Annotated in this window: 13 protein-coding genes; 7 read left to right on the top strand and 6 right to left on the bottom strand. The window is 40.7% G+C overall.

Annotation, left to right across the window (positions count from 1 at the left end):
- Positions 1-28 precede the first annotated feature (28 nt).
- Entirely contained in the window at positions 29-343 is a 315-nt protein-coding gene (locus tag NST21_RS21045) for a hypothetical protein (protein ID WP_201186183.1), read from the bottom strand.
- 216 nt (positions 344-559) lie between these two features.
- Here NST21_RS21045 and NST21_RS21040 point away from each other — a divergent pair, with 216 nt between their 5' ends.
- The gene (locus NST21_RS21040) at positions 560-1,765 is read left to right on the top strand and encodes an argininosuccinate synthase (protein WP_340891021.1); all 1,206 of its coding nucleotides are present in this window, start codon (positions 560-562) and stop codon (positions 1,763-1,765) included.
- Positions 1,762-3,141 carry an argininosuccinate lyase gene (gene argH, locus NST21_RS21035; RefSeq protein ID WP_056529342.1) on the top strand — a complete coding sequence of 460 codons (1,380 nt, stop codon included), beginning with the start codon at positions 1,762-1,764 and terminating at the stop codon, positions 3,139-3,141. The genes NST21_RS21040 and argH overlap by 4 nt, the downstream gene beginning before the upstream one ends.
- A 50-nt stretch (positions 3,142-3,191) precedes the next feature.
- Here argH and NST21_RS21030 read toward each other — a convergent pair whose 3' ends face one another.
- Positions 3,192-3,647 (bottom strand): universal stress protein, encoded by a 456-nt coding sequence (locus NST21_RS21030; protein ID WP_340891020.1) that lies wholly within the window; start codon positions 3,645-3,647, stop codon positions 3,192-3,194.
- 96 nt (positions 3,648-3,743) lie between these two features.
- Positions 3,744-4,841 (bottom strand): M24 family metallopeptidase, encoded by a 1,098-nt coding sequence (locus tag NST21_RS21025; RefSeq protein ID WP_056529335.1) that lies wholly within the window; start codon positions 4,839-4,841, stop codon positions 3,744-3,746.
- Positions 4,842-4,961: 120 nt separating this feature from the next.
- On the opposite strand from NST21_RS21025, the gene NST21_RS21020 reads away from it, so the two are divergent.
- The 3 genes from NST21_RS21020 to NST21_RS21010 all read left to right on the top strand — a co-directional run bounded on the left by NST21_RS21020 (position 4,962) and on the right by NST21_RS21010 (position 7,561).
- Positions 4,962-5,642 carry a metal-dependent hydrolase gene (locus tag NST21_RS21020; protein ID WP_340891018.1) on the top strand — a complete coding sequence of 227 codons (681 nt, stop codon included), beginning with the start codon at positions 4,962-4,964 and terminating at the stop codon, positions 5,640-5,642.
- 303 nt (positions 5,643-5,945) lie between these two features.
- The gene (locus NST21_RS21015; protein ID WP_082527709.1) at positions 5,946-6,170 is read left to right on the top strand and encodes a hypothetical protein; all 225 of its coding nucleotides are present in this window, start codon (positions 5,946-5,948) and stop codon (positions 6,168-6,170) included.
- Positions 6,171-6,241: 71 nt separating this feature from the next.
- Positions 6,242-7,561, top strand: a complete 1,320-nt coding sequence (locus tag NST21_RS21010) for a DRTGG domain-containing protein (protein ID WP_053348150.1) — start codon at positions 6,242-6,244, stop codon at positions 7,559-7,561.
- Positions 7,562-7,593: 32 nt separating this feature from the next.
- Here NST21_RS21010 and NST21_RS21005 read toward each other — a convergent pair whose 3' ends face one another.
- Positions 7,594-7,896, bottom strand: a complete 303-nt coding sequence (locus NST21_RS21005) for a YtpI family protein (RefSeq protein ID WP_201186172.1) — start codon at positions 7,894-7,896, stop codon at positions 7,594-7,596.
- A 169-nt stretch (positions 7,897-8,065) separates the two neighbouring features.
- On the opposite strand from NST21_RS21005, the gene NST21_RS21000 reads away from it, so the two are divergent.
- A complete protein-coding gene (locus NST21_RS21000; RefSeq protein WP_340891016.1) occupies positions 8,066-9,004 on the top strand; it encodes a DHH family phosphoesterase in 939 nt (312 codons plus the stop codon).
- 154 nt (positions 9,005-9,158) lie between these two features.
- Here NST21_RS21000 and ytrI read toward each other — a convergent pair whose 3' ends face one another.
- Positions 9,159-9,665, bottom strand: a complete 507-nt coding sequence (gene ytrI / locus NST21_RS20995) for a sporulation membrane protein YtrI (protein WP_340891015.1) — start codon at positions 9,663-9,665, stop codon at positions 9,159-9,161.
- A complete protein-coding gene (locus tag NST21_RS20990; protein WP_053347281.1) occupies positions 9,662-9,997 on the bottom strand; it encodes a YtrH family sporulation protein in 336 nt (111 codons plus the stop codon). The genes ytrI and NST21_RS20990 overlap by 4 nt, the downstream gene beginning before the upstream one ends.
- 181 nt (positions 9,998-10,178) lie before the next feature.
- Here NST21_RS20990 and dnaE point away from each other — a divergent pair, with 181 nt between their 5' ends.
- Positions 10,179-13,538, top strand: a complete 3,360-nt coding sequence (gene dnaE, locus NST21_RS20985; RefSeq protein WP_445670553.1) for a DNA polymerase III subunit alpha — start codon at positions 10,179-10,181, stop codon at positions 13,536-13,538.
- The last annotated feature ends 71 nt before the right edge of the window (positions 13,539-13,609 follow it).

Below are 13,609 nucleotides of genomic sequence, written 5' to 3'. Positions count from 1 at the left end.
AGCTGTGGCTTTTTGCATGGAATCGGCCTTAATTATGCATCTTTTCACTCACGCCTTGATTAGCTCGATACCAAAGCCATAAGTCATTGATGATAGAAGCAAGTTCGGCAATTTCAGAATTGAGCTGGCAGGATAATACGAAATTACTTTCGTCTGAGAGCTGTAGCTGTTTCCGGTTAATGAAGGATTCTAGTTCCTTAATGCGATCTGGGATGTTGCCCCGGATATTTTCCCATTGCACGAGTATTTGCTGTTGCTCGCTTTTCGTATATTCATCCCACTCCCGGGACAGGTCAGGAATGGAGATGCCAAGCCGTTCATCATACGTAAATAGCTCTTTCATATTTCCCCCCCTTTTCGAATTTTTCATACCTCTAGTTTACTATATTTTAGCGGATGCATCCATTATGTGTAGGGCCTTAAAATATTAACAAATTATTTAGCAGAATCTTTAAAATACCCCTTGTATTCCGTTTGTAAAAATGATAAAGTACTAATCATAGATTGAATAAAAATAACAACGAATGAATTTTTATTCATACGAAAGGGACGATAAAATATGGGAAATCAAAAAGTTGTATTAGCATATTCCGGAGGACTAGATACTTCCGTTGCAATTAAATGGTTACAAGATCAAGGATACGAAGTTGTTGCATGTTGCTTGGATGTCGGTGAAGGAAAAGATTTAGATTTCATTAAAGAAAAAGCAATCACTGTTGGTGCGGTAAGTTCATATGTGATTGATGCGAAAGATGAATTCGCTGATGAATTCGCATTAACGGCTCTTCAAGCCCATACTTTATATGAAGGAAAATATCCATTAGTATCAGCTCTATCACGTCCACTAATCGCTAAGAAACTAGTAGAAGTGGCTGAAGCAGAAAATGCGGTAGCAGTTGCGCACGGTTGTACGGGAAAAGGAAATGACCAAGTGCGTTTCGAGGTATCCATCTCAGCTTTAAACCCTGATTTAAAAGTTCTTGCTCCTGTTCGTGACTGGAAATGGTCTCGTGAAGAGGAAATTGAATATGCAGCGAAAAATGGCATTCCGGTTCCAATCGGCTTAGCAAGTCCATTCTCGATTGACCAAAACCTTTGGGGAAGAAGTAACGAATGCGGGATCCTAGAAGACCCATGGGCAGCTCCGCCAGAAGAGGCTTATGATCTGACAACTAGCCTTGAAAATACGCCAGATACTGCTGACATCATTGAAATTGGTTTTGAACAAGGTGTACCGGTTACATTAAATGACAAAAATTATAAATTGGCTGACTTGATTGTTGAATTGAATCAAATCGCTGGTAAACACGGGGTCGGACGTATCGATCACGTAGAAAATAGATTAGTAGGAATCAAATCTCGTGAAGTATACGAAGCTCCAGGTGCTATGACATTAATCGCTGCACATAAAGAGCTTGAAGATATCACACTTGTAAAAGAATTGGCTCACTTCAAACCAATAATCGAGAAGAAAATGACTGAATTGATTTATGAAGGTCTTTGGTTCTCTCCACTTCAAAAAGCATTGGCTGCATTCTTGAAAGAAACGCAAGTGAATGTAACAGGTACAGTTCGTGTGAAACTTTTCAAAGGCCATGCGATTGTTGAAGGAAGAAAATCTGAGTACTCTCTATATGACGAAAAATTAGCGACCTATACAAAAGCAGACGAATTCGATCATGATGCAGCAGTTGGATTCATTAAATTATGGGGACTTCCAACGAAAGTGAACAGCATGGTCAATAACAAGAAGGTGACAGTGTGAGCAGCAAGCTTTGGGGAGGAAGATTCACAAAGTCTGCAGAAGAATGGGTAGACGAGTTTGGAGCTTCTATTTCCTTTGACCAGGAACTTGTCCTTGAAGATCTTCAAGGCAGTCTGGCTCATGTAACCATGTTAAAGCAGTGCAGCATTTTACCTGAAGAAGATGCAGATCAGATTATTTCAGGTCTGAAAAGTTTACAGGAAAAAGCAGAAAAGGGCGAATTAACTTTTAAGGTTGAGATGGAGGATATCCATCTTAACCTAGAAAGTATGCTTATTAACGAAATTGGACCAGTTGGCGGAAAGCTGCATACAGGCAGAAGCCGTAATGACCAAGTTGCAACAGATCTTCATTTATACATGCGTAACCAAACGAAAGTCATTGTGGAACTCATTAATGACTTGCAAGAAGCGATTTTGGAACAAGCTAAGAAAAATGTGGAAACACTTATTCCAGGTTATACACATTTACAACGGGCACAGCCGATTTCATTTGCACATCATTTAATGGCTTATTTTTGGATGCTTGAGCGGGATAAGCAGCGCTTTACAGAAAGCTACAAAAGAATAAATATTTCACCATTAGGTGCAGGGGCGCTTGCTGGGACAACTTTCCCTATTGACCGCGCTCTAAGTGCCGAGCTACTGGGCTTTGATGGTATCTATGAAAACAGTCTGGATGCTGTGAGTGACCGTGACTTTGCCATCGAATTCATGAGTAACAGTGCGACTATGATGATGCATTTATCTCGTTTCAGCGAAGAAATCATTCTTTGGTCAAGCCAGGAATTCCAATTTGTTGAATTAGACGATGCGTTCTCAACGGGAAGCAGTATCATGCCACAAAAGAAAAACCCTGATATGGCGGAATTGATCCGTGGTAAAACAGGACGGGTTTATGGGAATTTAACAGGATTATTGACAGTATTAAAAGGACTGCCGCTTGCTTATAACAAAGATATGCAAGAAGATAAAGAAGGCGTTTTTGATACGGTTAAAACTACTGTTGGCTCACTGAAAATTTTTGCTGGTATGATTTCGACAATGAAAGTGAAAACAGATGTCATGGAAAAAGCAACAAAAAATGACTTCTCTAATGCAACGGAATTGGCCGATTACCTTGCTTCAAAGGGTATGCCTTTCCGTAAAGCGCATGAAGTTGTCGGCAAACTTGTATTATTCTGTGTCCAAAATGGCTGCTATTTGGTAGACCTTAGCATAGAACAATTTAAGGAAGCTTCAGAGTTGTTTGAAAATGATATTTACGATGCATTAAATCCTTACGAAGCAGTTAAACGTCGTAACAGCGCTGGTGGTACAGGCTTTGCACAAGTACAGCTGGCGATTGAAAAAGCGGAAAAACTGGTTAGTAAATAACATCAAAAAAAGCTCGTTCACCAATTTCGGTGAACGAGCTTTTTTGACTATCATTTTTTATCAATATTCGTACGCACGACGATTACATCGCAGTTTGAATGGCGAACGATGCCTTCTGACACACTGCCGATCAAGAAACGTTCGACAGCATTAAGACCTGTTGCACCGCATACAATCAAATCGATTGTATGTTTTTTCGCTAAATCTCTTGGAATTTGAACTTTAGGAGAACCATATGACACTTCAGTTTTTACGTTGGCAATCCCGGATGCAATGGCTTCCGTTTTATACTTTTCCAATAATTCATTGGCAAAGGTTTCAGAGTGATCACGGATAGTCATATCATAAGCTTCAATAGTAGGGAAATTCCTTGTGTCCACGATATGTGCAAGCACAAGGGTCGCGTCACTGAGTTTTGCTAAATAGATTGCCTTTTTTAAGGCCCACTCTGCTTCTTCCGAACCGTCCACTGCTACTAGAATATTTTTATAATCTATACTATTCATAGTGAATCTCCTCCTTCTATTTCATTCCTATTATATAATGATTTACCAGGTGCACCTTGTCTCAATTGTAACAAATTAGCGAATGTTTCAATCGTACTATCTTAAGATTTGCAGACTCTTTGGATACTTCGTCAAAACTTCACAGCCTGTATCGGTGATATACAGATCATCTTCAATCCTGACCCCTGCAACATTTGGTACATATATACCTGGTTCAATCGTATAAACCATTCCTGCTTGCAGTTCGAGTGAATTTGTTTCCGTTAAGGACGGGTATTCATGGATGCTGATGCCGAGTCCGTGACCAAGGCGGTGCGGGAAGTATTCACCGTATCCTTGATTTCTGATAATATTTCTGGCTGTCAAGTCAATCTCCGAACAGGAAACACCAGGTTTACTGGCTGTAACCGCAGCCTCTTGAGCTTTTCTTACCGTTTCATAGATATCTGCTTGTTTATCATTGATGTCACCGTAAGCAACGGTTCTAGTGATGTCAGAGCAGTATCCTTCAAAGACGACGCCTAAGTCAAAGAGGACAAGGTCGCCGCGCTGAACTTTCGTAATACCTGGTGTGCCATGAGGAGAAGCGCCATTTTTACCTGTCAGGACCATGGTAGAGAATGACATTTGGCTCACTCCAGCCTTTTTCATTTCGAATTCAATAGCTGCGAGAATCTCCATTTCCGTTTTACCCTCATGGATTTCATTGACACCCACTTCAATTGCAACGTCAGCGAGACGACATGCTTCACGGATTTTGACCATTTCATCTTCTGACTTGATCATCCTCATCCTTTGAAGTTTTTCTTCAGCTGAAACGAGTTTTGGTGCAGCAAAGTAGTGCTGAACTTTTTCATAGCGTTCTACATTCATATGTTCTTTTTCAATGGCCATTTTTTTCATGGTTAGTCCACGTTTGCTAACTGCTTGCTGAACTTTTTCCCATGGATTTTCAATATCGGTGTAACCAATGATGTCTCCATTCCATCCAGCTTGTTTAGCATCCGGAACTTCCATTTGTGGACAGACCAGGAATGGTTCGGCGTTGCCAAAAATGGCAAGTGCAAGAAGTCTTTCATGCGGATTGCTTAAAAAACCGCTGCAATAGAAGATGCTATCTGGGGATGTAAGTAAGGCTGCTTCAATTTCATTGGTTTGCAGCCAATTTTGTAATTCATTCAAACGTTCATTCATGACTATACCTCCATTAATAAGATATAATTACCTTAGCAATATATGAAAAAATAGTAAATGGCAAAGCCTTAAGAATTTATTGATTAATAAAATAGTGGGTATCAGAAGGGAGCATCAGAAATGAAAGTATCTTTTCATGGACATGCAATTGTAAAAGTTGAAACGAAAGGAAAAACAATTTTATTTGACCCGTTTATTACAGGAAATGAATTAACGGATTTGAAGGTAGAAGATGTGAAACCGGATGTGATTATCTTAACACATGGTCATAATGACCACGTTGGTGACACGGTTGAATTGGCGAAGAAGCATGATGCACTTGTCATCGGCATTGCCGAAATTGCCGACTATTTAGGAGCTCAAGGCGTTCGGACCCACGGAATGAGCATCGGTGGTGCATTTGAGTTTGAATTTGGAAAAGTGAAGCTGACACCAGCGTTCCATGGAACAGGTTTCACTACAGAAGATGGCCAAATTATCTATTTAGGGATGCCAGCCGGCGTGTTACTTACTGCAGAAGGAAAAACAATCTATCATGCAGGTGATACAGCAGTGTATTCTGACATGAAACTGATAGGCAAACGACATCCAATTGACTTGGCATTTCTGCCAATCGGCGACAATTATACCATGGGACCGGAGGATGCAGCACTTGCAGCGGAATTCCTTAAGGCCAAGCTAGTAGTGCCGATTCATTACAATACGTTCCCTGTCATTAAACAGGATCCGAACAAATTCATTGACTTGCTTGAAGAGGAAAATGGACTAGTCATGAAAGTCGGAGATGAAATCGAATTATAAGAGGAACGGGAGCCTTAAGGGGCTCCCGTTTTTATATGTGTGAAAATTAGCCGAATGGATGATGGAGGAATTAGGTTTAGATACTATCGGTATCAAAAAAGGAGCTAGAGAGAATTATCTGAAATTAACTGGAAGTGGTCAGGATGATTTTTCATAATAATAATAATAATAATAATAATTATATATTTTGAGCAGAAGTCATGAACATAAGGAGAAAATAAATCTAGTTCATTCACATATGAGTAAGATTCTTTTTTTCTTTTGCAGGCATAAAATGAATAGATGGAAAAAAGGAGGGATTGGATGAAACAGAGGTTATTGTTGTGTTTGCTTTTGTGCGGGGTGATGCTGTATTATGCAGTGCCACGTCTGTCGCTAGAAAGCGGCGGATTGGAGAGCTTGTTTGCTGGATCTTGGTTGTTGTTTGCGTTATTGGCGGTAGCCGGAAACTTGACGGGGATTCTATATTCTCCTAAGAAACACAAAGTCAAACGGAAGATGGAATACAAAAGGTTGCGTCAATATTAGTAGTTGTTTGATAAACTAGGCTCTTTGACCTTATAATGGAGAATAGGAATACCGTGAAAAGGGTGAAGCGCTTGGCTACAAAGCATGAACAAATATTAAAACATATCGATGGACTGCCTGTTGGCGAGAAGATTTCCGTCCGCCAAATTGCTAAAGCATTGAATGTAAGTGAAGGTACGGCGTATCGAGCAATTAAAGAGGCAGAGAATCAAGGCTATGTAAGTTCCATTGAGCGGGTTGGTACGATTCGTATTGAGAAAAAGAAAAAAGAAAATATTGAAAAGCTCACGTTCGCTGAGGTAGTTAATATTGTAGACGGACAAGTTCTAGGTGGGAAAACGGGTCTTCATAAGACATTAAATAAATTTGTTATTGGGGCTATGAAGCTAGATGCCATGATGAGATATACAGGTGCAGGAAATCTGCTGATTGTAGGGAACCGTACCCAGGCCCATGAGCACGCGTTAAAAGCGGGTGCCGCGGTGCTAATTACCGGTGGTTTCGATACTGAAGAACCTGTTAAAAAATTAGCCGATGAATTGGAAATGCCAGTCATTTCTACGAGTTACGATACATTTACCGTAGCAACCATGATCAACAGGGCGATTTATGACCAATTGATTAAAAAGGAAATTTTGTTGGTAGAGGATATTTTGACTCCTGTTCAAGAAACGACCTTTTTAACAGTAGGTGACCGGGTTCAGACTTGGCATGAACTTAATCAGGAATCAGGGCACAGCCGTTTCCCTGTTGTGGATGAGAATATGAAGGTTCAAGGTATGGTCACATCAAAAGATATTATGGGTCAGGAAGAGTTAACGCTCATTGAAAAGGTGATGACGAAAAATCCGATGACCGTAGGCGATAAGATGAGTGTCGCGTCTTCTGCCCATATGATGGTGTGGGAAGGCATCGAGTTGATTCCAGTCGTAAACGACAGTCATATTCTAAAGGGAATAGTGAGCAGGCAGGATGTACTGAAGGCACTGCAAATGAGTCAAAGGCAGCCGCAGGTGGGCGAAACGATTGACGATACAATTACGAGTCAGCTTGTTATGACTTCGAATCGCGGGAAGGGCGAGGAAGTGTATAACTATGGCGTCACTCCGCAAATGACCAATTATCTTGGTACCATTTCAAGCGGGGTTTTCACGACTTTGGTTACCGATTCAGCAAACCGGGCACTTAGAAGCTATAAGCGTGGTGACTTAGTCGTTGAAAATATGACAATTTACTTCATCAAGCCAGTCCAGATCGACAGTACGCTTGAAATCCATCCGCGAGTGCTTGATGTGGGACGTAAATTCGGAAAAGTAGATGTCGAGGTGTTTAACCAAGGCAAACTTGTCGGTAAGGCGATGCTTACTTGCCAATTGCTCGATCGTTCGTAAAAAAATAAATCAAAAAGGATAATCGAATTCGATTATCCTTTTTGATTTGCAGCTTCTTCAATCGCATGTGGAAGGTAAAATTTATACATTTTATAGCCTCCCCAGATGCTGAATACTCCAACGAAGATGAAAACGGCAGAGATGATATAAGTTGTTGTTGTGTGGAATAGAAAAAGCTGATTGACTCCGAATAGAGAGACAAAAGCACCGAGGGCAATGGAAGACTTTCCAGAAATCCACTTTTTCTCCATCGGCATTTTTGTACGCACCGATTTAATTTTATAAAAGAAATAGACTCCTAGTGAAAGAACAATCAAGGTGACAAGAATAGGCATTGTTAATAATTCCCCCAATTTAACATATGTACCTTATTATTGTAGCGGGAAACTTAGAAGAATGCCACCGTAAACAAGATGACTCTTCCTATTTCTCCAATTTTTTGATTAAATAATATATATCATCTTTATATTAAGCACGATAATACATATATAGAAGGAGAATTATATGAAAGCTGAGATTTTAGCTGATATTAAGCGTTACGATACTATTATTATCCATCGTCATGTCCGTCCGGATCCGGATGCTTATGGTTCCCAAGGGGGACTGGCGGAAATTCTGAAAGCATCTTTCCCTGAAAAACAAATTTTCACGGTTGGGAAAGAAGAACCATCATTGAATTATTTAAGAAGGCTCGATGTGATTTCAGATGAAACGTATCAAGGTGCTTTGGTCATCGTGTGTGATACCGCAAATACAGACCGGATTTGTGATAGACGTTACAAGACGGGAGATAAATTAATTAAGATTGATCATCATCCTAACGAAGATCCATATGGTGATATGCGTTGGGTCGATACATCTTCAAGTTCTACGAGTGAAATGATTTATGAATTTTATCTGTTCGGCAAAGACCAAGGCTTGAAGATGAGTGATGAAGCAGCCCGTCTTTTGTATGCAGGCATCGTTGGCGATACAGGGCGTTTCCTATTCCAAAGCACGACTGAAAAAACATTTGCTTTTGCTAGTGAGCTTATTCACTATTCATTTTCCCGTCCGCAGTTATATCAGGAGATGTATGACGTTAATGAAAGCATCGTCCGGTTAAATGGCTATGTGCTGCAGCATTTCGAAATCCTGCCATATGGCACAGGGAAAATGATCATCACGAAAGATATCCTTGAAAAATTTCATGCGTCGACTTCTGAAGCATCTCAGCTTGTCTCCTCGCTTGGTTCGATTAAAAACGTGAAATCATGGGTCTTTTTCATTGAAGAGGAAAAAGAAATTCGGGTTCGTTTCCGCTCTAAAGGGCCAATCATCAATACGATTGCCCGGAAATATAACGGCGGAGGCCATCCGCTTGCAGCAGGGGCTTCCATCTATTCTTGGGATGAAGTGGACAATATCCTTGCTGATTTAGAAGAGTTGAATAAAGCAGAATAACTAACAGTAAATAGTTTTGTTTTACTGAGCAATAATTGAATAACATTTAAAGACCAAATCACATATGGATTTGGTCTTTATTTTGGTGGATATTTAAAATTGGATTCATCATTCACCTACCAAACAGACGTACAGAATCATTTTCGTCTTCCTATTAAGAAGTAGTCCTCTTTAGTTTGATTTCAATATTCATTTTCGTATAAAACATGATTTCAACGACTTCAAGAGTATAACGCTTTTTATTGATATTCACGATTTTATTTTCAATTGATTTTTTTAGCAGCATTTTTCCGTTATAAACGCTTACGACATCCTTGGCGAGAAGAGATGAGAGGTCATCTTCTATCACATCCTCTGCTTCAGCGACACTAAGTTGATCGAGACTGTATATTTTTCCATTCGTAATGGTTACTTCCACTTCTTGAATCGTTAAAATCTCTTCGTTTTGCTGGTTTAATTTTTTATACTCCTGCTCCCAGATCCCAATTTTTTCGTTCAAATCCTTGATCTCTTCTCTTTGGTCGTGAATGATTCTAATCTGTGTTTCTTGCTGGACCCCATACATATAAAAGAAAATCACCCAGCTGATCAATCCGCCAAGTGCAGCCCCGGCAAAAAAACGCTGCCAGGTGGGGGACCGGTGAAATGGAGGAATCCTCATGAGGATATATGCTCCTGGGTGAACCAGTTGATGATCAGCGCTCCTGTCTGTGCTCCGCCAAGAGCAGAAATAATTAGTAGAACCTGTTTGACAATATCTTTCGTTTCCCCGTGGAAAATACCGCGTTCAAAATTATAGACCATATCAAAAGTACCTCCGATGGCAGCAACAATCGCCCAAATACGCAGGCTGTCTGATAATCGAAACACAGTCGTCATCGGGGCTTGTCCCGTGAAAAAAGCAGCCAGCCCTCCGATTATCGACCCGCCAAGCAAAACTCCAAGCGATATGAAAAAGCTGTTGATAAATGCCGGAACAAAGGCTTCATTCATGTATCATCATCCTTTTGGCTTTATATTCTTCTACTCTATTTATATGGGAAGTACAGAGGTAATATGATAGTGGGGCAAAATCAAGGGATAAAAAGATACTGGCAATGAGAACATATTTTCTTTTTTTGAAATAAACACTATAATGAAAAGAAACATGCCTTACAAAGGTGGGAGAAAAAACGTGTATACTCATCTCCATATTCAGAGCGGATACAGCCTGCTGACAAGTACGGTGAAAATCAGTGAACTAGTGGCCAAAGCGAAAGCGGATGGCTGTACAAGTCTTGCTTTAACCGATCGAAATGTTATGTATGGTTCGGTCTATTTTTATAAAGAATGTAAGAGACAGGGGATAAAGCCGATTATCGGTATTCTTGCAGATGTTCTTGATGAACAGGAAGCAGCACATCGCCTTCTTTTATTAGCAAAAAATCTTCAAGGATATCAAAATCTGCTTAAAATAAGCAGTGCCATAAAAACAAAATCTCCGTCAGGACTTCCAATGAACTGGCTTAAAGCCTATTCACGGGGATTGATAGCCATCTCGCCAGGAGCGGAGGGGCAAGTAGAAACGCTTCTGAGGGAAGAAAAGCCGGAAGAGGCTCAAAAGGTAGCTGAACAATATCTGCAGATTTTTGGACATGATAACTTTTATTTTTCCCTTCAAAGACTTTCAATTGCAGAAGAAGAGAAACAAAAAGAAGCCATCAGTCTGTTGGCGAAAGAATTAGAGATAAATATTGTAGCGACGAATCCAGTCTATTATTTGAATGAAAGTGATGCCCTCGCTCAAGAAGTGCTGCTGGCCATCGGAAATGGTGACAAGCTCGCAGATGAGACACGGACGGTACTTGCATCCAATCAGTATTATTTAAAAAGTCGAGCTGAGATGGCAGAATTATTCCATGACAGGCCGGATGCACTCGAAAATACGCTCCATATTGCCACGCAATGCAATCTCGATATTCCGTTTCATCGTTCCCTGCTGCCTAAGTACCCTACTGAAGCTGGAGTTACGGCTGAAGAAATGCTTGAAGCTGTCTGTTTCCAAGGATTAAAGAAAAGACTGTCTGAGCCATCCGCCCATTACGAAGAGCGCCTTCGGTATGAACTGGATATTATTAATAAGATGAAATTCAGCGATTACTTTTTAATCGTATGGGACTTCATGAAATTCGCCAAGGACAATCAGATTTTGACCGGCCCTGGAAGGGGATCTGCCGCAGGTTCGATGGTTGCTTACGTATTATCAATAACGGATGTCGATCCGATTGAACATTCCCTGCTGTTCGAGCGTTTTCTGAATCCGGAGCGAGTGTCGATGCCGGATATCGATATTGATTTTCCTGATAATCGCCGTGAAGAAGTGATTGCCTATGTCGCGAAAAAATATGGGGAATTTCATGTAGCACAAATCATTACATTCGGAACATTAGCTGCCAAAGCTGCGCTGCGTGACACTGGACGTGTGTTCGGCTTGAATCCGAAGGAACAGGAAGCTGTATCGAAAATGATTCCGGGTCGGCTTGGCATCACGCTTCCTGAAGCTTTCAAAGAATCCAAGCGTCTTCAGGAATTCGTAAATGAAAGTGACCTAAATCAGAAGCTATTTCAAACAGCATTATTGCTTGAAGGGCTGCCACGTCATACTTCGACCCATGCGGCCGGCGTGGTCATCAGTGACCAGGCTTTGACCGAGCATATCCCGATTCAAGGAGGGCATGAGGGCATCCACCTGACCCAATATCCGATGGACATCCTCGAGGAACTAGGTCTTCTTAAAATGGATTTTCTAGGACTTCGCAATTTAACGCTCATTGATAATATTTTAAAAAACATCAAAAAAGGAACTGGGAAAAAGCTGGATTTGGCCAACATACCGATGGATGATTCTGAGACGTTATCTCTGTTAGGCCGAGGCGAAACAACGGGTGTATTTCAATTTGAATCTGATGGTATCCGGAAGGTTTTAATCAAGCTGAAACCGAACCGTTTTGAGGATATTGTCGCGGTCAATGCTTTGTACCGTCCAGGTCCAATGGAAAACATTCCGCTGTTTATCGAGCGGAAACATGGATTAACGCCAATTGACTACCTGCACCCGGATTTGCAGGATATCCTTGAACCTACATACGGAGTCATCGTTTATCAAGAACAAATTATGCAAATTGCATCTCGCCTTGCCGGATTCTCACTTGGGGAAGCTGACCTATTACGCCGGGCTGTCTCGAAGAAGAAGAAGGAAGTTCTAGACCAGGAGCGGCAGCATTTTGTAAGTGGTGCTTTGGACCAAGGATATTCTGAGAAAACGGCTGAAGAAATTTATACGTTAATTGTTCGCTTTGCTAACTATGGATTCAACCGGAGTCATGCAGTGGCTTATAGTGTCATAGCCTATCAACTAGGTTACTTAAAAACCTATTATCCAGAATATTTTATGGCAGCCCTTATGACATCGGTCGTCGGGAATGATGAAAAGATTTCCCAATATGCCCGTGAGGCCAAAAAGAAAGGGATTAAGGTTCTGCCTCCTTCTATTAATCAAAGCGGCTTCCCGTTTTTGCCAGAAAAGGAAGGGATCCGTTTTAGCCTTGGAGCCATCAAAGGAATAGGCGGTACAGTTTTAAAAGAAATATTTGCGGCCAGGCGCCAAAAGAAATTCGCTGATTTATTCGATTTCTGTTTGCGAGTTTCCGGGAAAATTGTCAATCGAAAAGTGTTGGAGGCGCTTGTCCATTCAGGTTCATTTGATGAATTCGGTGAAGACCGCGCTACATTATTAGCGAGTTTGGACGTAGCAATCAGCCATACCGAATTGGTTAATCCAGATGATGATTTATTTGATATGTTTTCGGATGGGGAGTTTTCACTCAAACCAAAATATAACCATGTCGACCCTATTCCCGTTGAAGACAAACTTTCCTTGGAAAAAAGTGTCCTGGGGCTATATCTTTCAAATCATCCAGTGACAAGCTACAGAGATCTTTTTCAGTATTTCGGTTGCTTAACCATTGACGAAGCAATTAATAAAAAAGAGTCAAAAGTCCTACTCGGAGTATATATAACGGCGGTTAAAACCATTAGAACAAAAAAAGGCGATGTTATGGCCTTTTTAACCGTTAGTGATGAAGAAGGGGACATTGAAGCAGTCGTATTCCCAAATGTGTATAAAAATCATTCTGCGGTCTTGAATCACGGGCAGCTTGTTATGCTTAAAGGGACATTGGAAGAGCGGGATGGGAAAACCCAGGTCATTATCCAGCATGTATACCCGCTTGAACAAGTGAAAAAGATGAAACAGGGGATAAATGGAACACTATTCTTGAAAATTGAAGCTGAAAAGCAAACGAAGGATACTCTTCAAAAAATAAAAAAAATTTTAATGCAACATAGTGGTGAAACGAAGGTGATGCTTTTTTATCAGCGGGAAAATCGCTATGTACAGCTATCTTATTGGGATTGGGTCAATCCTACAGACAGTCTAATTAAGGCATTAATTGACATGGTCGGAAAAGGGAATGTAGTCTATAAGAGAGAATAACTGTTTTACAACTTTAATAGTTATGTTATATTGAAAATAGGCCGCTGTGGTCTGACCACTAGATTTCAGCA

This window comes from Peribacillus sp. FSL K6-1552, assembly GCF_038005205.1.
GTDB lineage: Bacteria > Bacillota > Bacilli > Bacillales > DSM-1321 > Peribacillus > Peribacillus butanolivorans.
This window is presented reverse-complemented; position numbering and strand designations above follow the sequence as displayed.